This window comes from Occultella aeris, from assembly GCF_902703175.1.
In the GTDB taxonomy this organism is placed as follows: domain Bacteria; phylum Actinomycetota; class Actinomycetes; order Actinomycetales; family Beutenbergiaceae; genus Occultella; species Occultella aeris.
Genome location: NZ_CACRYJ010000024.1, coordinates 34,955 through 56,162 on the forward strand (window position 1 = coordinate 34,955; position 21,208 = coordinate 56,162).

Annotated in this window: 17 protein-coding genes; 12 read left to right on the forward strand and 5 right to left on the reverse strand. The window is 70.8% G+C overall.

Going from position 1 to position 21,208, the window contains the following annotated elements:
• Positions 1-35 precede the first annotated feature (35 nt).
• From HALOF300_RS08580 to HALOF300_RS08605, 6 genes are read left to right on the forward strand one after another with little or no spacing between them, the layout of a single operon-like run.
• Entirely contained in the window at positions 36-1,034 is a 999-nt protein-coding gene (locus HALOF300_RS08580; protein WP_156740541.1) for an ABC transporter permease, read from the forward strand.
• A gap of 2 nt (positions 1,035-1,036) precedes the next feature.
• The gene (locus HALOF300_RS08585; RefSeq protein ID WP_197522407.1) at positions 1,037-2,299 is read left to right on the forward strand and encodes an ABC transporter permease; all 1,263 of its coding nucleotides are present in this window, start codon (positions 1,037-1,039) and stop codon (positions 2,297-2,299) included.
• Positions 2,277-3,419: an ABC transporter ATP-binding protein gene (locus HALOF300_RS08590; RefSeq protein WP_156740542.1), complete on the forward strand. Its 1,143-nt coding sequence runs from the start codon at positions 2,277-2,279 to the stop codon at positions 3,417-3,419. The genes HALOF300_RS08585 and HALOF300_RS08590 overlap by 23 nt, the downstream gene beginning before the upstream one ends.
• Positions 3,416-4,489, forward strand: coding sequence for an ABC transporter ATP-binding protein (locus HALOF300_RS08595; protein ID WP_156740543.1), 1,074 nt, complete (start codon positions 3,416-3,418; stop codon positions 4,487-4,489). Before HALOF300_RS08590 ends, HALOF300_RS08595 begins: the two co-directional genes overlap by 4 nt.
• Before the next feature lie 55 nt (positions 4,490-4,544).
• Positions 4,545-5,651 carry a sialidase family protein gene (locus HALOF300_RS08600; protein WP_156740544.1) on the forward strand — a complete coding sequence of 369 codons (1,107 nt, stop codon included), beginning with the start codon at positions 4,545-4,547 and terminating at the stop codon, positions 5,649-5,651.
• The gene (locus tag HALOF300_RS08605) at positions 5,648-7,744 is read left to right on the forward strand and encodes a hypothetical protein (protein WP_156740545.1); all 2,097 of its coding nucleotides are present in this window, start codon (positions 5,648-5,650) and stop codon (positions 7,742-7,744) included. Before HALOF300_RS08600 ends, HALOF300_RS08605 begins: the two co-directional genes overlap by 4 nt.
• Here the strand turns inward: HALOF300_RS08605 and HALOF300_RS08610 are convergent.
• Positions 7,628-8,953, reverse strand: coding sequence for a glycoside hydrolase family 28 protein (locus HALOF300_RS08610; protein ID WP_156740546.1), 1,326 nt, complete (start codon positions 8,951-8,953; stop codon positions 7,628-7,630). The genes HALOF300_RS08605 and HALOF300_RS08610 overlap by 117 nt on opposite strands.
• Positions 8,954-9,125: 172 nt before the next feature.
• Here HALOF300_RS08610 and HALOF300_RS08615 point away from each other — a divergent pair, with 172 nt between their 5' ends.
• The 5 genes from HALOF300_RS08615 (at position 9,126) to HALOF300_RS08635 (ending at position 16,011) form a co-directional block, all read left to right on the forward strand.
• Complete coding sequence (locus HALOF300_RS08615) at positions 9,126-10,517, forward strand: pectinesterase family protein (RefSeq protein ID WP_156740547.1); 1,392 nt, start codon at positions 9,126-9,128, stop codon at positions 10,515-10,517.
• A gap of 100 nt (positions 10,518-10,617) precedes the next feature.
• Positions 10,618-11,865 carry a RuBisCO large subunit C-terminal-like domain-containing protein gene (locus HALOF300_RS08620; RefSeq protein WP_156740548.1) on the forward strand — a complete coding sequence of 416 codons (1,248 nt, stop codon included), beginning with the start codon at positions 10,618-10,620 and terminating at the stop codon, positions 11,863-11,865.
• Complete coding sequence (locus tag HALOF300_RS26955) at positions 11,862-13,331, forward strand: four-carbon acid sugar kinase family protein (protein WP_197522408.1); 1,470 nt, start codon at positions 11,862-11,864, stop codon at positions 13,329-13,331. The genes HALOF300_RS08620 and HALOF300_RS26955 overlap by 4 nt, the downstream gene beginning before the upstream one ends.
• Positions 13,325-15,307 (forward strand): glycoside hydrolase family 127 protein, encoded by a 1,983-nt coding sequence (locus HALOF300_RS08630; protein WP_156740549.1) that lies wholly within the window; start codon positions 13,325-13,327, stop codon positions 15,305-15,307. Before HALOF300_RS26955 ends, HALOF300_RS08630 begins: the two co-directional genes overlap by 7 nt.
• A gap of 44 nt (positions 15,308-15,351) precedes the next feature.
• Positions 15,352-16,011: an aspartate/glutamate racemase family protein gene (locus HALOF300_RS08635; RefSeq protein ID WP_156740550.1), complete on the forward strand. Its 660-nt coding sequence runs from the start codon at positions 15,352-15,354 to the stop codon at positions 16,009-16,011.
• Here HALOF300_RS08635 and HALOF300_RS08640 read toward each other — a convergent pair.
• Together HALOF300_RS08640 and HALOF300_RS08645 are read right to left on the reverse strand one after the other, a co-directional pair.
• Positions 15,947-16,531: an MFS transporter gene (locus tag HALOF300_RS08640; protein WP_197522409.1), complete on the reverse strand. Its 585-nt coding sequence runs from the start codon at positions 16,529-16,531 to the stop codon at positions 15,947-15,949. The two genes, HALOF300_RS08635 and HALOF300_RS08640, sit on opposite strands and share 65 nt — an antisense overlap.
• Before the next feature lie 26 nt (positions 16,532-16,557).
• Positions 16,558-17,166: an NADPH-dependent FMN reductase gene (locus tag HALOF300_RS08645; protein ID WP_156740551.1), complete on the reverse strand. Its 609-nt coding sequence runs from the start codon at positions 17,164-17,166 to the stop codon at positions 16,558-16,560.
• Positions 17,167-17,251: 85 nt separating this feature from the next.
• On the opposite strand from HALOF300_RS08645, the gene HALOF300_RS08650 reads away from it, so the two are divergent.
• Positions 17,252-17,929: a TetR/AcrR family transcriptional regulator gene (locus HALOF300_RS08650; protein ID WP_156740552.1), complete on the forward strand. Its 678-nt coding sequence runs from the start codon at positions 17,252-17,254 to the stop codon at positions 17,927-17,929.
• Here the strand turns inward: HALOF300_RS08650 and HALOF300_RS27715 are convergent.
• The gene (locus tag HALOF300_RS27715) at positions 17,903-18,415 is read right to left on the reverse strand and encodes a 3'-5' exonuclease family protein (protein WP_408636787.1); all 513 of its coding nucleotides are present in this window, start codon (positions 18,413-18,415) and stop codon (positions 17,903-17,905) included. The genes HALOF300_RS08650 and HALOF300_RS27715 overlap by 27 nt on opposite strands.
• Positions 18,416-18,465: 50 nt before the next feature.
• Positions 18,466-21,207, reverse strand: coding sequence for an alpha-L-rhamnosidase (locus HALOF300_RS08660; RefSeq protein ID WP_156740554.1), 2,742 nt, complete (start codon positions 21,205-21,207; stop codon positions 18,466-18,468).
• Between the last annotated feature and the right edge of the window lies 1 nt (position 21,208).

Below are 21,208 nucleotides of genomic sequence, written 5' to 3' on the forward strand. Positions count from 1 at the left end.
CCGCTGCGCACCGACGCCACTGAAGGGAACTTGGTATGGGCAAGTACACGCTCAGGCGCATCGGCCTGATGCTGGTCACCCTGGTCGCGATATCGTTCGTGACCTTCTGGATCATCCAACTGCCGCCCGGGGACTACGTATCCACCCTGGTCGCGCAGGCGGAGTCCCGCGGTGAGACGATCACCCCGGAACAGATGGAGGCCCTGCGTACCCGCTACGGCTTGGACGATCCGTTCCTCCTGCAGTACTGGAACTGGATCACGAACATCGTCCTCCATGGCGACTTCGGCCAGTCGTTCGCCTACAACCGCCCCGTCTCGACCCTGATCTGGGACCGAGTGGCGCTCTCGTTCTTCCTCTCGATCAGCACCCTGCTGTTCGTCTGGGCCGTGGCCTTCCCGGTAGGCATCTACTCCGCCGTCAAGCAGTACTCCCCGGGTGACTACATCGCGACGTTCTTCGGCTTCGTCGGCATGGCGATCCCGGAGTTCCTGCTGGCGCTGGTCTTCCTCTGGTTGGGCGTCAGATACTTCGACCAGAGTGCCGGCGGCCTGTTCTCACCCGAGTACGTCGACGCCGCCTGGAACCTCGGCAAGGTACTCGACCTCGCGTCGCATCTGTGGCTGCCGATCCTGATCATCGGTATCTCCGGAACCGCGGGCCTGATCCGAGTCACCCGGGCGAACCTCCTGGACGAGCTCTACAAGCCGTACGTCATCACGGCACGCGCCAAGGGCCTGCCGGAGTGGAAGCTGCTCCTCAAGTACCCGGTGCGGATGTCCCTGAGCCCGTTCTTCAGCACCGTGGGCTGGCTGCTTCCGGGCCTGATCAGCGGCGAGACGATCATCTCGATCGTGCTCAGCCTCCCCACCACCGGACCACTGCTGTTCGGTGGCGTGCTCAGCCAGGACATGTACCTCGTGGGCAGCTTCATCCTCATCCTCAGCGCGCTGACCGTGGTGGGGACCCTGCTGAGCGACCTGGCGCTCGCTTGGTGGGACCCCCGAATCCGACGCCGCTACCAGGAGAGCTGACCATGACGGACAGGACAGAACGTCCGGGCACCGGGACCTCCGGCACGGCAACGGACGTGTGGGACGAGCCGAACCCGGTCGCCGGGGGCGCCACCATGACCCAGGAGGGGATGGAGATCCCCCTCCCGGACTCCGGCGCCGACCACCCCACCGGTCCCAGGGCCGAGTTGGCCCGAGCGGCGATGGCGCGAGGCGGAACGGCCTCGCAGTGGCGTCTGGTCTGGCGGCGTTTCCGCAGGCACAAGGTCGCGTACGTCTCGATCTGGATCGTCCTGGCCATCTACCTCGTGATGGCCTTCGCCGAGTTCCTGGCCCCCTCGACCGCCACGGCCCAGGACGCCGAGTACGCGTACGCTCCGCCGCAGGCGCTGCACATCTCCCACCCGACCGAGGGCTTCGGCCTCCACGTCAACGGCTTCACGGTGACGCAGAACCCGGACACGTTCGCGAACGAGTTCGAGATCGACGAGGACCGTCACATCCCGGTCGGGTTCTTCGTCCGCGGCGAGCCCTATGAGCTCTGGGGCGTCTTCCCGATGGACGTGCACCTCATCGGGCCCGAGGACCCGGACCAACCCTTCTACCTCTGGGGCGCGGACCGGGCCGGACGGGACTCGCTGAGCCGCATCCTGTACGGCTCCCGGGTGTCGTTGTCGATCGGGCTGGTCGGCGTGGCCATCAGCCTGGTCCTCGGCATCGCGCTCGGCGGCATCTCGGGCTACTACGGAGGAAAGCCGGACACGCTGATCCAGCGGATCATCGAGTTCCTGATGGCTATCCCGACCCTGCCCCTGTGGCTCGCGCTCTCGGCGGCGATACCGGCGTCCTGGGGCCCACTCGCTCGCTATTTCGCGATCACCGCCATCCTGTCGGTGATCGGCTGGACCGGCATGGCGAGACAGGTCAGAGGGAAGTTCCTCTCCCTGCGGGAGGAGGACTTCATCACGGCCGCATCGCTGGATGGATGCAACAAACCGCGGATCATCTTCCGCCACATGGTGCCGTCGTTCTCGAGCCACGTGATCGCCTCGCTCACCATGGCCGTACCAGGAATGATCCTTGCCGAGACCTCGCTGAGCTTCCTCGGGCTCGGCCTCCAAGCACCCGCCGTGAGTTGGGGTGTGCTCCTCCAGGACGCGCAGAACATCCGAACGATCGAGACGGCACCGTGGCTCCTGCTGCCCGGGCTCGCGATCTTCATCACTGTCCTGGCCATGAACTTCGTCGGAGATGGATTGCGTGATGCTGCAGACCCCTACAAGTGACCAGACCACCCTCCGCCGGCTGGACCCGGACGCACAGCCGGTGCTCGAGCTGGCCGGTCTGCGTACCGAGTTCCACCTCGAGGACGGCGTCGTCACCGCCGTCGACGGAGTGGACCTGACGATCCGTCGCGGTGAGACCCTGGCCGTGGTCGGTGAGTCCGGGTGCGGCAAGAGTGTGATGGCTCGCTCGATCCTGCAGCTGGTGGACCGGCCCGGGCGGATCGTCGGCGGTCAGGTGTGGGTACCCCGCCCACCCGCCACTGACGTCGAACGCATGACCGGCCGGTCCAGGCGGTCCCGCCGCCGGCGGCGCCGCGAGGCCGCGGTCGATGCCGCGACGGCCGGCGGCCCGGACGGCATGGTCGGCCTCATCGGCGCCGCGCCGGAACTCATCCGGGCGGTCCGCGGCAAGCGCATCGCGATGGTGTTCCAGGAACCGATGACGTCCCTGTCCGCCGTGCACCGGGTGGGCGACCAGATCATCGAGGCGATCCAGTTGCACGAGCCGTTGCCGATGGAGGCCGCCCGTGAACGCGCGATCGACCTGTTGCGTCGGGTCGGGATCGCCGCACCCGAGAAACGGGTGGACGCCTACCCCTTCGAACTGAGCGGTGGTATGCGCCAGCGCGTGATGATCGCGATGGCGCTGTCCTGCGACCCCGAGCTGCTGATCGCGGATGAACCGACCACCGCGCTGGACGTGACCACCCAGGCCCAGATCCTGGAGCTGCTGGCATCCCTGCGCGACGAGCTCGGCATGGCGATCATGCTGATCACGCACGACCTCGGCGTGGCCGCCCAGCTCGCCGACTCCGTGGCGGTGATGTACCTCGGGAACATAGTCGAGCGCGGTGACCTGGCGGAGATCTTCCGGGCCCCCCGCCACCCGTACACCCGGGCGCTGCTGCGCTCGATACCGAAGCTCGGGCAGGGGCGCGACGTCCGGCTGGCGCCGGTGCGCGGCATGGTGCCCCATCCCTTCGCACGTCCCAGCGGCTGCCCGTTCCACGACCGGTGCGACTCCTTCCAGCCCGGCCTGTGTGACACCGCCCCACCACCGTTGATCCGCGACGAGCAGGGCCACGAGGTTCGCTGCGTGCTGTACGAGGAGGACAAATGAGCCAGGACACCGAAGTTGTCAGCGAGACCGCAGGGCCGGACACGTCCGACGTGCTCCTCGAGACCCGGCAGCTGAGCAAGTCCTTTCCGATCACGAAGGGCATGTGGGGCCGAACCGTCGGCCACGTCAAAGCCGTGGAGAGCGTGGACCTGCAGATCAAGCAGGGACAGACCGTGGGACTGGTTGGTGAGTCCGGGTGCGGAAAGAGCACGCTGGGCCGGTGCATCCTGCGAGCGCATGAGCCGACCTCCGGAGAGATCCTCTACCGGCGCGCCGACGGCAGGGTGGTCGACCTCGCACCGCTCACCGAACGTCAGTTGAGGCCGTACCGCACGGACATCCGGATGGTTTTCCAGGACCCGTTCTCCTCCCTGAACCCGCGGATGACCCTGGCGGAGATCGTCGGCGAGCCGCTGCGCGTCAACAAGGTCGTCAAGGAGTCGGAGGTCGAGGACCGGGTGGCCACGCTGCTGACCCGGGTGGGCTTGCGCCCCGAGTACCTGCGCCGCTATCCGAACGCCTTCAGCGGAGGCGAGCGGCAGCGGGTCGGCCTGGCTCGGGCGCTCGCCCTCGACCCACGTCTGGTGGTCGCCGACGAGGCGGTCAGCGCCCTCGACGTCTCGGTCCGCGCCCAGATCCTCAACCTGATGAGGGACCTGCAGACCGACGAGAACCTCACCTACCTGTTCATCTCCCACGACCTCGGCATGGTCGAGTACATGGCCGACGAGGTCGTGGTGATGTACGTCGGTCACGTGGTGGAGACCGGACCCACGGCCGAGCTGTACCGCCGGCCGCACCACCCCTACACCGAGGCTCTTCTCTCGGCGGTCCCCAACCCCGACCCGAACGCGGCCAAGCGCAGGGAACGGATCGTGCTCAGGGGCGAGGTTGCCGACCCCTCCGACGTCCCGTCCGGCTGCCCGTTCCGTACGAGATGCGCCTACGCGCAGGAACTGTGCGAGACCGAGGTGCCATCGCTACGGGAGATCGCCCCTGGGCGCCGCGTCGCCTGCCACTTCAGCGAGGAGCTCGGGCTGCGCGGCATCGAGGATCTCGGTGCCGCATGAGGTGCCACCCGAGAGTTGTCCCGACCGCTGGCACGATGACCCCCGAAAGGCTGCGATGGACCCGCGACTGACCGGACGCCTCGAGCCGTCAGCGACCGACCCGCGCCTGCGGGAAGCTCTGCTGCCGGTCCTGCACGATGTGGACAGCCACGCCGCCACCCTGGTGCAGACGCGTGGGGGTGACCTGCTCTGCGCGTGGTTCAACGGACCCCAGGAGGGTGACCGCGAGACGAACGTGGTGCTCGCGCGACTGCCGGCGGGCACGGACGAGTGGTCCCAGCCGATCCTGATCGCCGCCGACCCGGACCGGTCGGAGCAGAACCCGGTCCTGTTCCGGGCGCCCGACGGCCGGATCTGGCTGCTGCACACCTCGAACACGCCGCACGACCGCACGGACGCGCACGTGCTGGTGCGCACCTCGGACGACGGGCGCACCTGGTCCGGCCCACGGACGTTGTTCGACGGGCCCGGCTTCTTCCTCCGGAACCCACCGCTCTTCCTGCCCGACGGCACCTGGCTGCTGCCGGCCTACCAGGTGGACGCCGGCGGCGAGTACAGCGTCGTCGCCCGCAGCTCCGACGAGGGGCGCAGTTGGCAGGTGTCCGAGGTACCGGGTAGCCGGCACCGGGTCCAGATGAGCATCGCGCCCAGGCCCGACGGCGGCCTGCTCGGCCTGTTCCGCTCGCGCGCCGCCGACCGGGCCTACTCCTCCGAGTCCACCGATCTGGGCCGCACCTGGACGCCTCCGGTGCGCACCGCGCTTGCCAACAACAACTCGGCGCTGCACCACATCGCTCTGGCTGACGGCCGGCTCGCCGCCGTGTTCAACGACGCGACGATGGAACGCGACCAGTTCCGGTTCGTGCCGTCCGGGGACGGCTGGCGGAAGAAGGCGGTCCGCACACCGCTCACGCTCGCGCTCTCCGAGGATGGCGGCCGAACCTGGCCACATCAGCGCAACCTCCAGGTGGCGGACATCGAGTACAAGGACGCCCCGGTCGGCTACTCCTACCCGGCGATGATCCAGACGTCGGACGGCGCCCTTCAGGTGGCCTACTCCTACCTCCGCAAGACCATCAAGCACGTCCGACTCGAACCCGACTGGATCGTTGGTGAGCAGGACGCCGACCTGGCTCTCGACACCACGGAGGACGTGACGTGAGTGGGAGGTCGAGCGGACCCGACCTGGTCAGGTACGTCATCGGCCGAGCGGAGGACGACGAGCTCCCTGACTGGCCCGACCTGCTGGGCCGGATGCTCGTGGTGTCCTCGGGGCGACCGTGGCGGGCGGGCGTGCCGGGTCTGACCGGTGCCGAGATGCGCGCCACCAGCGACGGGGTACGTGTGGGGGGATCGGTGGGACCGCTCCGGGTCCAGGTGTTCGCCCGGCGGGGCGAGCACGGACTCGAGTTCGACCTCGACTGGCACAACGACTCCGGATCTCCCATCACCGACCTGGTCGTGGGGCTGCGGCTGCAGGGACCCGCCGGGGCGCGGGTGACGATCCCGCAGGTGATCCACCACGACAACCCCTCGGCCGATCCCGACCGGGTGGTGCCGCACGTGAGCCGGGGCGGGTTCGTCACCGAGGTGCATCGGCTACCGATCCCGGCGGTCTGCCTGCAGGACGAACACGGCGAGACCCTGACCCTGGTCTCGCACCCCGACCCCGCCGAGGACCCGCAGGGCCGGGTGCGGTACGGGTCGCTGGGGGCGGTGAGCGGCGACGACGCCCACGCGCTCGGACTGAGCGGAGTCACGTTGTTCGACGGCGAGCCGGACGTCACCTACGTGCACAAGGCTCGGACCGCCGCCACCACGGCGGGGTACCGGGACCTGGCGCCCGGGGACAGCCTGCGCCAACGGTTCGTCGTCATCCGCGGACGGGCGGCTTCGGGCCACGGATTCCGAGAACTGGTCCGGATCGGCCGGGAACTCTTCGGTGGCGGCGAGCGCACCCTCGGCGGTCCACTGGACGATCGCCGTCATCTCGACCTGCGGATCGCGGCACTGGATGCACGGGCGTTCGCGGACGGTCCGGCGGTCGGCTACCTCAAGTTCCCCTCCTGGGGTGAGCCGCGGTCCAGGCCCGGCCGAGCGGCCGTGGACTTCCTCTACGGCTGGACCGGGCAGTGCCTGCGGCTGGCGTGGTGCGACGCCCGGGTCGGCCTGGAGCGGGGCGAGCCGGACCGTCTCGAGCGCGCACGTGCCGCCGTCGAGTTCTACCTGAGCGGGTCCGGCACCGGTGTCCCGGGACTGCGGTACAACTCCTATGTCCACGACGACCGCCGCTGGCAGGGGCTGCGCTGCCGGGGGCGTGAGATCGTCTCCGCCCGCGCTCACGGCGAGACCATGGCGGACCTCGCCGACCTGATCTCACTCCTACGCCGGTACGGGACGCCCGCGCCCGCCGGCTGGACGACGGCACTGACGGAGGCCGCGGAGTTCTTCACAACGGCGACCACGCCCTCGGGGCTGGTGCCGATCGGCTGGACCGCCGACGGCCGACCGCTTCCGGACGCGCCCTGGTCGGCCGGCATCCCGGCCGTTCGGGCCACGGCGCTGGCCGCCGAGGCCTGCGCTCGGCCGGACCTGCTGAGCCGCGCCATCGAGCTTGCCGATGCCTACCACGAGCTCCATACCCGCACCTTCGACCGGCCCTTCGCGCACTCCACCCTCGACGCCGCGTGCGAGGACAAGGAGGGCGGGATGAGCTACTTCGAGCTGTTGATGACCTTGCACGACCTGACCGGCGCGGACCGGTACCTGCGGCGTGCGCGGGTCGTGGCCGACTGGCTGCTCACCTGGGTCTACCACTGGAACCCGCAGTACGACCGGGGCGCGCCGCTGCGCGACTCGGGCTTCAGCGCGGTCGGCTGGCCGGGCGTGAGCGTCCAGAACCACCATCTGGACGTGTTCTTCCCCAGTTTCGACCTCTGGCGGTTGGGTCGGCTCACCGGTGACGTCGGGCTGCAGCGGTGGGCCCGGACGATCATGGCCACGATGGGCCAGGGGGTGTGCACCACCCCCGGCGCGTGGGGCTTCGACGTCGTCGGTGAGCAGGCAGAGGCGTTCTTCGTCACGAACTGGCAGGACAGAGGGCACGCCAACACCTGGAACCCCTCCTGGGTCATCGCGCTACCGCTGTGGCAGCTGCTCCGGTTCGCCGCGGCCGGGGCCGAGATCGGAGTCGACCACGTGCCGGACGACGTCCGGACCATCGAGCGTTCCGAACGAGCAGTCCCGCAGGCGTAGCCGGCGGATCGGCGCGTCCGGCAGCCCGATCAGCCGAACCGCGCACCCGGCGGCGCCGGCGCGCACCCGGTGCAACTCGATGTCGGAGACGGACGGGGGATGCTCCCCGGTGGTCAGCCGGCCGTAGTCCAGCGCGATCTCGAGCACTGCCTGGCGGACCACCCCGACGTCGATGTCGGCGAACAGGATGTCCCGGATGTGACCGCCACGCTCGGGATTGGACTTGATCCGCAACGCCCGGCCGAGGTCCGGGCTGGACATGCTGCACCGGTAGGCGACCACGTCCGAGACTCCCCCGCTGGTCTCGCTGCCCACCGTGACCCCGCCATGACCTGCCCGCATGCGGCAGTCGCGGATCACCACGCCCACGGTGGCCTCCCCCGGCTGCCACCCGTCCGGCCCCTTGCCCGCCTTGATCGCGATGCAGTCGTCACCGGTGTCGAACGTGCAGTCCTCGATCAGCACATCCCGCGAGGACTCCGGGTTGCACCCGTCGTTGTTCGGCCCGTGGCTGTCCACCGTGACTTCACTGATCGTGACGTTGGTGCACCGGAGCGGATGGATCGTCCACATAGGGGAGCGCCGGAACGTGACCCCGCTGACGAGCACGTTCCGGCAGTCGACGAACTGCAGCAGGTTCGGGCGCAGGTGGTCACCCGCACCGAACACCCGCTGCGCCACCGGCACGCCGGCGGCCGCCGCCGCGAGCAGGCGTTGCTTCGCGGGGCCCTCGTGCGGGGCCGGCGACCGCACCCAGTTCCACCAGTGCTCCTCGTCCGCGCCGCCGTCCACCACGCCCGGCCCGGTCACGGCGATGTTGCTCCGGCCGATCGCGTAGAGCAACGGCGAGTAGTTGTGACAGTCCACGCCCTCGTAGCGGGTGCGGACCTGCGGCAGATAGTCATCAGGGTCCTGGCTGAACGCCAGCACCGCCCCAGCCGCCAGGTGCAGTTCCACGTCGTCGAGCAGGTGCACGGCCCCGGTCCGGAACCGCCCGGCCGGCACGAGCACGCGCCCACCGCCGGCCGCCGAACAGGCCGCTATCGCCGCCGCGATCGCGGCCGTGCAGTCGCTCACCCCGTCTCCGACGGCCCCGTACGCGGTGACCTCCAGGACACGGTCGGCGAACACCGGAGGTGACACCCGGCGCAGGATCTCGGCCGCGCGCGAATCCACGATCCCGGTGAGGGGGGTGCCGCCGTCGCTCATCGTCGTCCTTTCGAAAGGCAGGGTCGGTCGACAGCAGCGCCGTTCGGGAACGTCCGTCCCCGGGACCGGCCCTCCGGCCAAACTGCGCGATCTGCGCATCAAGACTAGCGCGGAATGCGTATAGTGCGCCTATGCCTGCTGCTACCCGGCCCGCTCGAGAGTCGCTGTGACGATGGGTCCGCGAACGGCCGGCGCCGACCCGGCCGGTGGCCGCACGCGGGTGTCACCTACCGGTGATGGCGTCTGCGTGGACGCGCCGCTGCGCCTACGGTTCGAGCACCCGGTGGAGATCGGCCGGCGTGGCCGGCTACGGGTACATCGCGGCGACGGCGCGGTGGTGGACACGATCGATCTCGCGGACCCTGAGGTCGGGCGCCGGCCGATCGGCTCCGCCCGGTCCGAGTACGGCGAGCTCCACTTGTGGAACTACCATGCCGTGCTCGTCGAGGGCGAACAGGTCATCCTCACCCTGCACGGCGCCCTCGATCCGGACGAGGACTTCGTGGTGACGATGGACCCGGGCTTCGTGCGGGGGCACCCTGGTATCACCATCGAGGACGGCTGGCGCTTCCACACCCGCACGCCACCCCTGCCCGGCGCCAGGAGCCTGGCGGTGGACGCGGCCGGGCACCGGCACTTCTGCACGGTGCAGGGCGCCATCGACGTCGTTCCGGAGGGCAATGACCGAGACGTCCTGATCACGATCGCACCCGGAACATACCGGGAGATCGTCTACGTACCGCCCACGAAGCCGCACCTCACGCTGCGCGGCGCCGACCGGGCGCGGACTGTGATCAGCTACCCGAACAACGACCTGCTCAACGGTGACGCGGCGATGCGCGGGCTGCCGATCGAGATCAGTTGCTGCCCGAAACGCGTGCTCGAGGAGTCCGACCGGTTCAACTGCTGGCGCGCCGTGTTCGGGGTGGATGCCGACGACGTGACGGTGGAAGACGTGACGATCCACAACACGACCCCCTACGGCGGCAGTCAGGCGGAGGCCTTCCGGGGCAACGGGAGGCGGCTCAGGCTGCGCCGGGTCTCGCTGCTCAGCCACCAGGACACGATGCGCCTGCAAGGCAGCTGCTACGTCGTGGACAGTTACATCGAGGGCGAGGTGGACGTCATCTGGGGCACCGGCGGCATCGTCGTGGTGGACACCGAGATCAAGGCGCTCGGCCCCGGCTACCTCACCCAGATCCGCAACGTCGACGACGGCCCGGGCGCCGTGTTCGTCAACGTCAGCCTGACCAGGGCGCCGACTGTGCCGGACGGGAGCACCTACCTGAGCCGCGTCGAGCTGTCCCGGTTCGCGCACAGCCAGGTGGTGTTCGTCGATGCCACCATGGACGCCCACATCGCCACGACCGGATGGATCACCACGGACGTCGGCGGCCGCTGGGACACCAGCCGACTCCGCCTGCGCGAGCACGGCACCCGTACCATCGACGGGCGCCCGGTCGATCTCGGCGGGCGATCGGGCGTGGCCCGGCTGCTCGACGCCGACGAGGCTGCGCAGTTCCGGGACCCGGCGACGTTCCTGGGTGGCTGGGACCCTCGCTGACCACGTCGCCCGCGACGCTGGTTGCACGTCCAGTCATTCATGCATAGGCTTGAAGGCGGTCAGGGTCCGGGACACGGACCGGCCGCGCGAAGGAGCCTGGATGAGCGTCGTCACCGCGGTCTACGACATCGAGACCGCACTGCCCCTCGAGCAGGCGGCCGCCGTGATGGCGAGCGAGCAGTCCAGCGGCACCTTCGTCGCCGTGGCCCGGGAGACCGAGGACCTCAAACGCAGGTACGCGGCCCGGGTGGTCGGTATCGAAGAGTTGCCGCTGAGCGGGCGCCCGCCCCTGCCCGGCGCCTCCGGAGACTGGAGCCGGGCGCGGCGGGCGCGGGTGAGCATCGAGTTCCCCCTGCACAACTTCGGGCCGTCGATCCCGAACCTGCTCGCCGCCGTCGCCGGGAACCTGTTCGAGATCCGGGAGGCGGGCGCCCTGCGCCTGGTGGACCTGGACCTGCCGGCGGCATTCGCCGAGCGATACCCCGGGCCGGCGTTCGGCTGGGACGGCACCCTCGCACTGACCGGCCGCGAGCGCGGCCCGCTGCTGGGCACCATCGTCAAGCCCAGCATCGGGCTGAGCGCGGACCAGCTCGGCGAGCTGGTCACTGAACTCGCGGACGCCGGCATCGACTTCATCAAGGACGACGAACTCCAGGGCAACGCCCCGAACCTGCCGTTGGCCGAGCGGGTCCGCGTGGTGACGGACGCGCTGCATCGCGCCGCGGACCGCAACGGCCGGATGCCGATGTACGCGTTCAACATCACCGATGACATCGATCGGCTGGCCGCGAACCATGACCTCGTGGAGGCCGCCGGCGGTACCTGCGTGATGATCTGCGTGAACACCGTGGGCCTGGCCGGCCTGCAGTACCTGCGAGCGCACTCCGAACTCCCGATCCACGGCCACCGCACGATGTTCGGGGCGTACTCGCGTTCGCCGCAAGTCGGCATCGACTTCATGGTGTTCCAGAAGCTCTCCCGCCTGGCCGGCTCCGATCACGTGCACACGAACGGGCTGAGCAACAAGTTCTACGAGAGCGACGAGCAGGTGCTGGCCTCGATCGCCGCGGTGCGTGCCCCGCTGCTCGGCGGCTACGAGGCGGTCCCCGTGCTCTCCTCCGGGCAGACCGCCGCATTGGCCACGCGCACCTACGAACAGGTCGGCACCGACCGGCTCCTCGTCCTGGCCGGGGGCGGCATCCACGGCCACCCGGGTGGCTCGGCGGCCGGGGTCAGGGCCATGCGCGAGGCGTGGTCGGCAGCGCTGACGGGCGAGGCCCTCGAGGAGCGCGCCGCGTCCGTGCCGGAGCTCGCGGCGGCCCTGGCCGCGTTCGGGCCGCCCCGATGAGGATCGGTTTCTACGGGGACGACTTCACCGGCTCGGTGGATGCCCTGCTGCAGCTGCGCGCGGCCGGGCTCACCGGCGTGCTCGCCACGTCCGTGGCCGCCGCGCAACGCCTCGGCGACGAGCACGACGCGGTCGGCATCGCCGGCGTCGCACGCTCCCTGCCGACCGAGGAGATCGCCGCCGAGGTGCTCCCCGCGCTGCGCTGGTTCGCCGGCCGCGGTGCCCCGATCGTGCAGTACAAGGCCTGCTCGACGGCGGACTCCTCCCCCGCGGTCGGCAGCCTCGGTCGCGTCCTCGAACTCGGCCGCGAGGTGTTCGGCGAGCGAGTTGTCCCGGTGCTGTTCGCCCAGCCGGACTTCGGCCGATACACGTTCTTCGGGCACCACTTCGCCAGCGACGGCGAGCGGGTGTTCCGGCTCGACCGCCAACCGACGATGAGCGCGCACCCGGTGACGCCGAGCACCGAGTCGGACCTGGTGCGCCACCTCGGCGCCCAGACGGACCTGCCGATCGCCGCGCTGGACTGGCGCAACTACGGTCCGACGGCGGAGCCCGGGTCGGGCGCGAACATCGCCACCCGCGTCGGCCGGCACCGCGCCGGAGCCGCTTCCGCAGAAGCGCTCGCCCCCCACCCCGCATCCGCGGAAGCGCTCGCCCTCCGCGCTGCTTCCGCGGAAGCGCTCCCCCGCGCCGCTTCCGCGCAGGCGCCACCTGGCCCGGCCGATGCCCTCGCCCTCGCGATCGCCGCCAGCGGCGCGGCCGCGGTGGTCCTGGACGCCTTCACCGACGGCCACCTCGACCTGATCGGCGAGGCGATCCTGATCCCGCCGGGCGACGGCCCTCGGTTCGTCCTCGGCGCGGGCGGCCTGAGCCTCGGCGTGGGCCACGCCCTCGCGGCTCGACCCGATGCGAACCGGACCGCGCAGAACCGGCTGGGCTCCGCCGTCGTCCCGGCCGAAGGCCCCTGCCTGGCGCTCTCCGGCAGCCGGTCCCCCCGGACCTGGGAGCAGATCCAGGCCGCGACCCGAGCCGGCTGGACGGCCGTGGACCTGCGCGAGCCGAGCGCCGTCGAACGGGCGGTCGCCGCCCACGCCGGCGGCGCGGACACGGTGTTCCACTCGAGCACCCCCGGCGGCGAGCCCGTGTCCTCAGACCGCGTGGTCGACGGCCTGGCCGAGGTCGGCCGGGCCCGCCTGCGCGCCGCGCCACGCACCCGGCTCGTGGTCTGCGGCGGCGACACCAGCGGGCATCTGCTCCGCAGCCTCGACGTGGACGCGCTGACCATCTCCTCACGCCCGTGGGGCAACGTGGTGCTGTGCCGCGCGCACGCCCCCGGCCGGCCGGCCGACGGCACCGCGATCGTGCTCAAGGGCGGCCAGATGGGCCACCCGGATCTGTTCGAGGACGTCCGGCTCGGCCGCGCGTCGACCACCAGCGACCCGATGGGGGACCCAGCCCGATGCTGACCGACACCACCGCCAGCCCGCACGCCGTGATGACGTCGCTGCCGCCGTCGTCGGTCACCCTGGACGCCCACGGCCCGCTCGGGCGGCTGCGCGCGAACACTCTCGAGGTGACCATCCCGTCGATGGGCGACCTGATGTTCGACCCGCAGATCGCGCACGCCGTGGAGAACTTCAAGATCGCGGCCGGCCGAGCGCAGGGCGAGCACCACGCCGCCCCGTTCATGGACGGTGACCTGTACAAGTGGCTCGAGGCCGCCGTCGTCGCCGAGCCGGATGCCCCGGGCCTGGCCGACCGGGTCGCGCAGGCCGCGGAGGCCATCGTCGCGGCACAGCGCCCGGACGGGTATGTGCACACGAGGACGATCATCGCGGCGAACCGGGGCGAGGACGTCGCGCCGCTGACCGACCGCCTGCAGTTCGAGACCTACAACCTCGGCCACCTGATGACGCTCGGCTGCCTGCACAAGCGGCTCACCGGCTCCGACACCTACTACGCCGCTGCCCTCGGTGCGGCCGAGTTCCTTCGCCACGCGGCACAGGAACGGCCCGAGGCACTGGCGGACTGCAACATCTGCCCCTCCCACTACATGGGGACCATCGAGATCTACCGCAGCACCGGCGACGCCCGCTACCTCGACCTCGCCCGCAGGCTGCTCGAGCTGCACGGCGACAAGGGCTCGGCCGGCGGGGACGACAACCAGGATGTCTACCCGGTGCAGTCCCAGCACGTCGCGACCGGGCACGCGGTGCGCGCGAACTACCTGTTCGCCGGCATGACCGACTACGCCCTGGAGACCGGCGACCCGGCGTTCCGCGAGGCCGTCGAGGCGCTCTGGGACGACGTCGTCTCCGCGAAGCTGTACCTGACCGGCGGGTGCGGCGCCGTGTACGACGGCGCCTCCCCGGACGCCGGGCAGGACTACTCCACGATCACGAAGACGCACCAGGCCTACGGTCGGCCCTTCCAGCTGCCGCAGACGACGGCGTACAACGAGTCCTGCGCGACCCTCGGCTTCGTGCTGTGGTCCTGGCGGATGCTCGCGCTGACCGGCGAGGCCAAGTACGCCGACGAGATCGAGCGAGTCCTGTTCAACTCGCTGCCTGCGATGATCGGCGCGGAGGGCTCCTCCTACTTCTATACGAACCCGATGCGCGCGGTCCGCGACCTGCCGTTCCAGATGCGCCGGGCGGGCGACCCGGAGCGGACCACCCCCCCGGCCTCGGACCACCGACTCCGCCAGGAGTACATGACCAACTGCTTCTGCTGCCCGCCGAACATCGCCCGGGTCATCGCGGAGTTGCCGTACTACGTCTACTCCCGGAGCACCGACGCACTCTGGGTGCACCAGTTCCTGCCCGGCACCGTGAACCTCACGATCGGCGACGTGCCCGTCGAAGTCACGCAGACCACCCGCTACCCGAGCGAGGGCACCGTGCGGATCCGGGTCCGGGCGCAGGCGCCCGTGCGAGCGACGGTGCGGGTGCGGGTGCCCGGCTGGGCACCCGAGACTGCGGTGAGCGTCGCCGGCGAGGCCACCTCCGCCGTCGAGAGCGGTTACGCGGTCATCGACCGCACCTGGTCCGACGAGGAGATCCTCGTCGAGATCCCACTGCGCGTGCGCACGATGGTCGCCCACCACTTCGTGGAGGAGGCGACCAACCAGGTCGCCATCATGCGCGGACCGGTCGTGTACTGCGTGGAGAGCGCGGACCTGCCCGACGGCGTGGGCGTGGAGTCCGTCCACGTGCCGGCGGGCGCGCACTGGAGCGCGGCCGACGGCGCGGGCATCTTCACCGACTACGTCACCCTGCACACCGACGCCGTCCGGATCCCGAGCCCGGTTCCGGCCGGATCGCTCTACGGCGAGCTGCGCGAGGAGGCGCCCGTCCCGCTGCCGCTGGCGCTGGTCCCGTACGCCCGCTGGGCCAACCGCGGCCCCGGTGAGATGTCCGTCTGGCTGCCGCGGCTGCGGTGACCAGCACCCCCGAACACGGCCCAGAAAGCAAGGAAGGCACCGCCATGACCCGAATCTCGTTCATCCACACCGGGGCCGTCGTGATCCCGACGTTCACCGAGCTCGCCGCCGCGCACCTGTCCGGCATCGAGGTCCACCACCTGCTCGACGACAAGATCGTCGCCGACCTCGGCCGCGACGCCGAGGGCACCGGGGTCCGCGAGCGCCTGCTCGACCTCGGCCGGGCGGCGCGCAGCGCGGGGGCGGACGCGGTCGTGTTCTCGTGCTCGTCCATCTCCGGGTACGCGGCCGGCCTGTCTGCCGAGCTCGGCATCCCGGTGCTGCGCATCGACGAGGCGATGGCGGACGCGGCCATCGCGGCCGGCTCCCGGATCGCTGTGATCGCGACCCTAGCCACCACCCTCGCCCCGACAGCAGCCCTGCTGCGCGAGCGCGCCGGGCTGGCCGGCGCCCGCCCCGAGCTGCACGAGGTGATCGTGGCGGGCGCATTCGAAGCCGTCTCCGGAGGGGACCGGGCCCGCCACGACGAGCTCGTCGGCGCCGCGATCGTCGAGTGGGCCGCGCAGGTGGACGTGGTGGTGCTCGCCCAGGCCTCCATGGCCGGGGCCGCCGCAACCGTGGAGGGGGCGGTGCCGGTGCTCACCAGCCCCGAGCTCGGCGTGCGCCGGGTGGCCGAGGTGCTGGCTGGAAGCGGTGAGCACTGAGCCAGGTCGCAGCCTCGCCCACCCGAGACCGACGGGCCGAGCGCCAAGCCGAGACCTGCGGTGGCGCCCATGGCGGCGAACGCGCGGGTCCGTGCGGCGCCGGTGAAGGTCGCCGCCAGGATCGCTCCCCGGAGGCCATCACCCCGGCCGCGCCCAGACCGGTGAGCGCCCGCGCGGCCAGGAGCACGCCGATGCTCGGCGCGAGCCCGGCCGCGAGACTCCCGACGACAAAGGCGACGGCGCCCAGGCGGTAGGCACGGCGGCGTCCGAGCGTGTCGGCCAGGGACCCGGCGACGAGCATGAGCGCGGAGGCGGTCAGGAAGTAGACCGTCACGACCCACTGGGCGGCAGCGCCGCCGGTGTCCAGGTCCGCACCGATGCGTGGGATCGCCACACTGGCACCCGACATAGACATCGGCAGCACCAGGAAGCCGGCGAGGATGACGAGCAGGGTGCCGAGCGCCGCGGTGCTCGACGTGTCGGCGGAGCCGACGTCGGGATCGTCGTCTGTCGTGTGCATGGGAGTCACCGGGCCGCTGGCGGGGTTCAGTTCTCGGTCGCCTGGGCGCGCACCGAAGCCAGTGCACGGCTCCAGACGACCACGTCGTACAGCAGCCTCGCGAGGTCCTCCGTATGGCGGTCGTCAGGTACGAAGAGCCCGGTGGCGGCGGGGTCGGTGACGTCGATGCCGGTGTAGTCGAAGTCCGTGTAGGTGCTGAGGGCGACCTGGGCGGCGACGTCGGCGAGCTTGAGCTCGGCCGCGACCTGGCGGAGCTGCTCGACGGCGCGGACACCACCGTTGACGCCGTAGCTGACGAACCCGGCCGCCTTGTGGTTCCACTCGGTGTACAGGTAGTCGACGGCGTTCTTCAGCGGGCCGGGCACCCCGTGGTTGTACTCGGGGGTGACGAATACGTACCCGTCATAGGAGGCGATCGCCTCCGACCATCGCTTGGTGTGCTCGTGGGCGTAGATGCCCCAGGCGCCCGGGGCAGGCTCGTCGAGCACGGGCAGATCGAAGTCGGCCACGTCGATCAGCTCGACCGCCACGCCCTCGGGGGCGACCTGCCGGGCGGTCTGCAGCGCCCAGTCAGCCACGGCCTTGCCGCGGCGGTGCGTGCGGGTGCTACCAGCGACAACGGCGATGCGGGTCATGGGATCCTCCATGTCGAAGTAAAGTACAACGAGCACTTTACATGCTAGATTCGAGCTGGCAAGCCCCGATCAAGAAGGAGTCGCCATGAGTCATCCGGAGGCGGCCGCAGCCACCCCCGCGCAGCCGAGCCCCCGGCTACGGCCGGACAAGCACGCCGCGATCATGGCCGGCGGACGCGCGGTCTTCGCCCGCGACGGCTACGCGAGAGCGAGCATCGACGCCATCGCCACCGCGTCAAGAGTCTCGACCCGGACGATCTACAAGCACTTCGCCGACAAGACGGCGCTGTTCGCCGCGGTCCTCATCAACTCAGCCACGCAGGTCGCTGCGGCCGAGACCGCCCTCGTCGAACGGCACCTGTCGACCGTGGCGACCGCCGAAGGGGTCGAGCCAGCGCTGCGGGCATTCGCGACCGAATGGCTCAACGACGCCGGTGATTGGCTCATCGGCATGCCAGACTCAGCAGCGCACCGGGCACTGGTTGCCCAAGTTCGGGCCGAGGCAGGGCACCTGGGAACTGAAGTCGTCTCCACGTGGTGGCAGGCCGGTGCTGGACGCGTCCGCGTCGAACTGGCTGAGGTCTTCGCGCGCTGGGCCGAGCGCGGATTCCTGAGCATCACCGACCCGGACCGAGCAGCAGTGCACTTCTCACGGCTCGTCTCAGCCACACCCGGCGCACCGGCCTCCCCGATCACCCCTGAAGAGCGCGCGGGCTGGATCACAGACGGCGTGGCCCTATTCGTACGCGGGTACAAACCATGAGCCACCGTGCCGGCCGCGAACGCGGCATCCGTCCCCGCAAGCCTGTCCCGGCGCTGAGAGATCTCCCGCACCCCAGTCGCTCGTTCGCACGCTGCCCTTTGACATCTCGACACCAATGGTTCGCCGAAGCAGCGGCTGGACGCTGTGTTCATGCGCGGGCAATGTCGGCTGCAGGATTTTGGATGCTGCCTTCGTACACGCGGCCGCCGAGACTCGCACGTCCCAGCCCGCCTCGAGGAATCTCAGGTCGAAGGGAGCGAAGTGGAAGACTTTGAGGACGCCTGGGTCCCCGAGCACCTCGGCCAACGCGCTGGGGTGCCCCGTCACATTGCGAATGAAGACCGGACCGGTCTGCGGAGTGAACAGTTGGCTCAGTTGTAGCTGATCGGCCCTCCAGTCCAATCCGCTCGTCTCGGTGTCGACGGCAACGACTCCTGCCGCCCGGACGGAGCGGGCAACCTCCGGAGAGACGTCGCCGTCGAACATCGTCACGGTCACCCCGGAACCTACCCGAGCCGCAGCCGGAGGTTCCCGCGTCACACCTCAGTGGCCGTCGCGCCGACAGGCGAGTCAACGAGGCCGGCGGTCACCCCGTCCACGACCACGCGGTGCCGGCCGCCGCCGACCCGGATCTCGACCTCCCCGTGCGGCCCGACCGCGACCTCCCCGGCCACGCTCCCACCGGCACCGTCGCAGACGCTGGCGAGGTCCGCCGTCGGGAGGGATAGCACGCCGCGAGCACCGGGCGGGAGCTCCACGTCCAGGCTGAACCGGCCGTCGACGAGCACCCAGGAGGCCGCGACCCGGCCGAGCGGCGTCTCCTGGCCGGCTGCGGCTCGGTTCACGCCGGCGCCCGGACGGGGTCGCACGAGTACGTCCCGGTAGCCGACCGAACCGGGTACCCGGTCGATGCCGCCGAGGGTGGCGTAGATCCAGTCGACCACGGCGCCGAGGCTGTAGTGGTTGAAGGAGTTCATGTTCGCGGACTGGAACCCGCCCTCCGGGGTCCACCCGTCCCAGCGCTCCCAGATCGTGGTGGCGCCGTGCCGGATCGGGAACAGCCAGCTCGGGTAGTCCTCCTGGACGAGCAGCGCGTGGGCGAGGTCGTCGTGGCCGAATGCACTCAGCACCCGGCAGATCTTCGACACCCCCACGAAGCCCGTGGTGAGCCGGTTCCCGGCCGTGCGGACCAGGTGCACGAGGCGGTCCACGGCGCCCGGGATCTGGTCCGCCGGGAGGAGGTCGTGGTCGAGGGCGAGCAGGTAGCAGGTCTGCGTGTCCGAGGTGATGATCCCGTCCCGCACGAACTCGGCCACGAACGCGTCCCGGATCTCCTGCGCCAGGGAGGTGAACCGAAGCTCGTCCTCCGCGTGGCCGAGGATCGCGGCGGCCCGCGCCACCAGGGAGGTGGAGTTCGCGAAGTACGCGGTGGCGAGCACGTCCCGCGCGGTCTCGGTCCCGGCGTGCAGCCAGTCGCCGTAGTTCGACCCGACCCGCTTGCGCCAGAGCAGGTCCGGGTTCGCGCGGCGGATGTGCTCGACCCAGCGCACCATCGCCGGGTAGGACCGCTCGAGCTGGCGCCGGTCGCCGTAGGTGTCGAACAGCATCATCGGGATGATCACGCCGGCGTCGCCCCACGCGGGCGCCCCCTCGCCCATCCATGGGCCGGCCGGGGCGATGTCGCCGAAGGCGCCGTCCGGGCTCTGCCCCGAGACGACGTCCACCATCCAGGTGGCGAAGAACGCGGACACGTCGCTGGCCCGGGCTGCGGTGGGTGCGAACACCTGGGCGTCGGCGAGCCAACCGAGCCGCTCGTCCCGCTGCGGGCAGTCGGTCGGGACGGACAGGAAGTTGCCGCGCTGGCTCCACCGGGTGTTTGACACGATCTGCAGCACGTCGGGGTTGTCGCAGTCGAAGTCACCGACCTCCTCGAGGTCGCTGCTGATCACCACGGCGCGCACGTCGTCCGGGTCCAGCTCGGCACCGAGCCCGGTGACCCGCGCGTACCGGAACCCGTGGAACGTGAACCGGGGTTCGAAGGTCTCCTCGGCGTCACCGCGGGCGTAGTAGAGGTCCCGTGCCTCGGCGCGGCGCAGGTTCTCCAGGTACAGGTTGCCGTCTGCGTCGAGGGTCTCCGCGTGGGTCAGTTCGATGAACTGCCCGACGGCGGCGCCCCGGATCCGCAGGCGCAGGTGCCCCACGAGGTTCTGGCCGAAGTCCAGGACGGCTGCGCCGTCGGCGTCGGCCCGCACGCTCACCGGGGCCACCTCGGCCACCGCGCGGATCGGCGGGGCAGTGGCCCCGGTGACGTTCGCGGTGTCGTCGCCGGCGGGCCGTGCCCGGCGCCAGCTCGAGTCGTCGAAGCCGCGGGTGTCCCAGCTCTCGGGTCGGCGACGGGCGTCGACGCCCTCGCCCATGAGCAGGTCCGCGTGCAGCCACTCGCCGGCGGACTCGCGCCAGGTCTCGTCCGTGCGGATCACCTGGGTGGTGCCGTCGGCGAGCGTGAGGTGCAGTTCGGCGAGCAGCGCAGGTGCGGTTCCGTACAGCCGGCCCGCGTTGCGGGCGTCGTAGCCGACGAAGCCGCTCCACCAGCCGTCGGCGAGCACCACCCCGATGGCGTTGATGCCGGTGCGGACCGCGGACGTGACGTCGTAGGTCTGGTAGAAGATCCGCCGCTGGTAGTCGGTCCAGCCCGGGTTGAGTGCGGTGTCATGCACCACCCGGCCGTTGATGCGCGCCTCGTACAGGCCTCGGGCGGTGATGTGCAGCCGTGCGGAGGTCACGGCACGCGTCGCGAACGTCGTGCGCAATAGAGAGGGCGCGGGCAGGCCGCGCGTGTTCCAGGTGAGATCGTCGTCGGCGGGCGCCAGGAACGCGGGCCGGTCCGTGCGGTCGCGACCGATCCACCGGGCGACCCACGGCCGCCCGAGGCGACCCGTCTCGAAGGTGCCGGACGCGCCGACGCCCGCGACGCCGTCGGCGTCCCAGACCTGCACGTTCCAGGTGTAGCCGGTGAACGGCCGCAGCGGGACGCCTGCGTAGCCGATCTCGAACTGGTCGTCCGAGGCGACCCGGCCGGTGTCCCAGGCCGTCTCCCCGCGCCCGCCGGTCACGACGACCCGGTAGGCGGCCTGCCGCGTTCCGGCGCTGCTGGTCCGCAGCCGCCAGGCGAACCGGGGCCGGGGCTCGTCGAGGCCGATCGGATTCTCGAGGTGCTCCACGCGCAGTGCGTAGGGCTCCAGGACCGAGGTGGTCGCGGCGTGGCCGGCGGAGGTCATG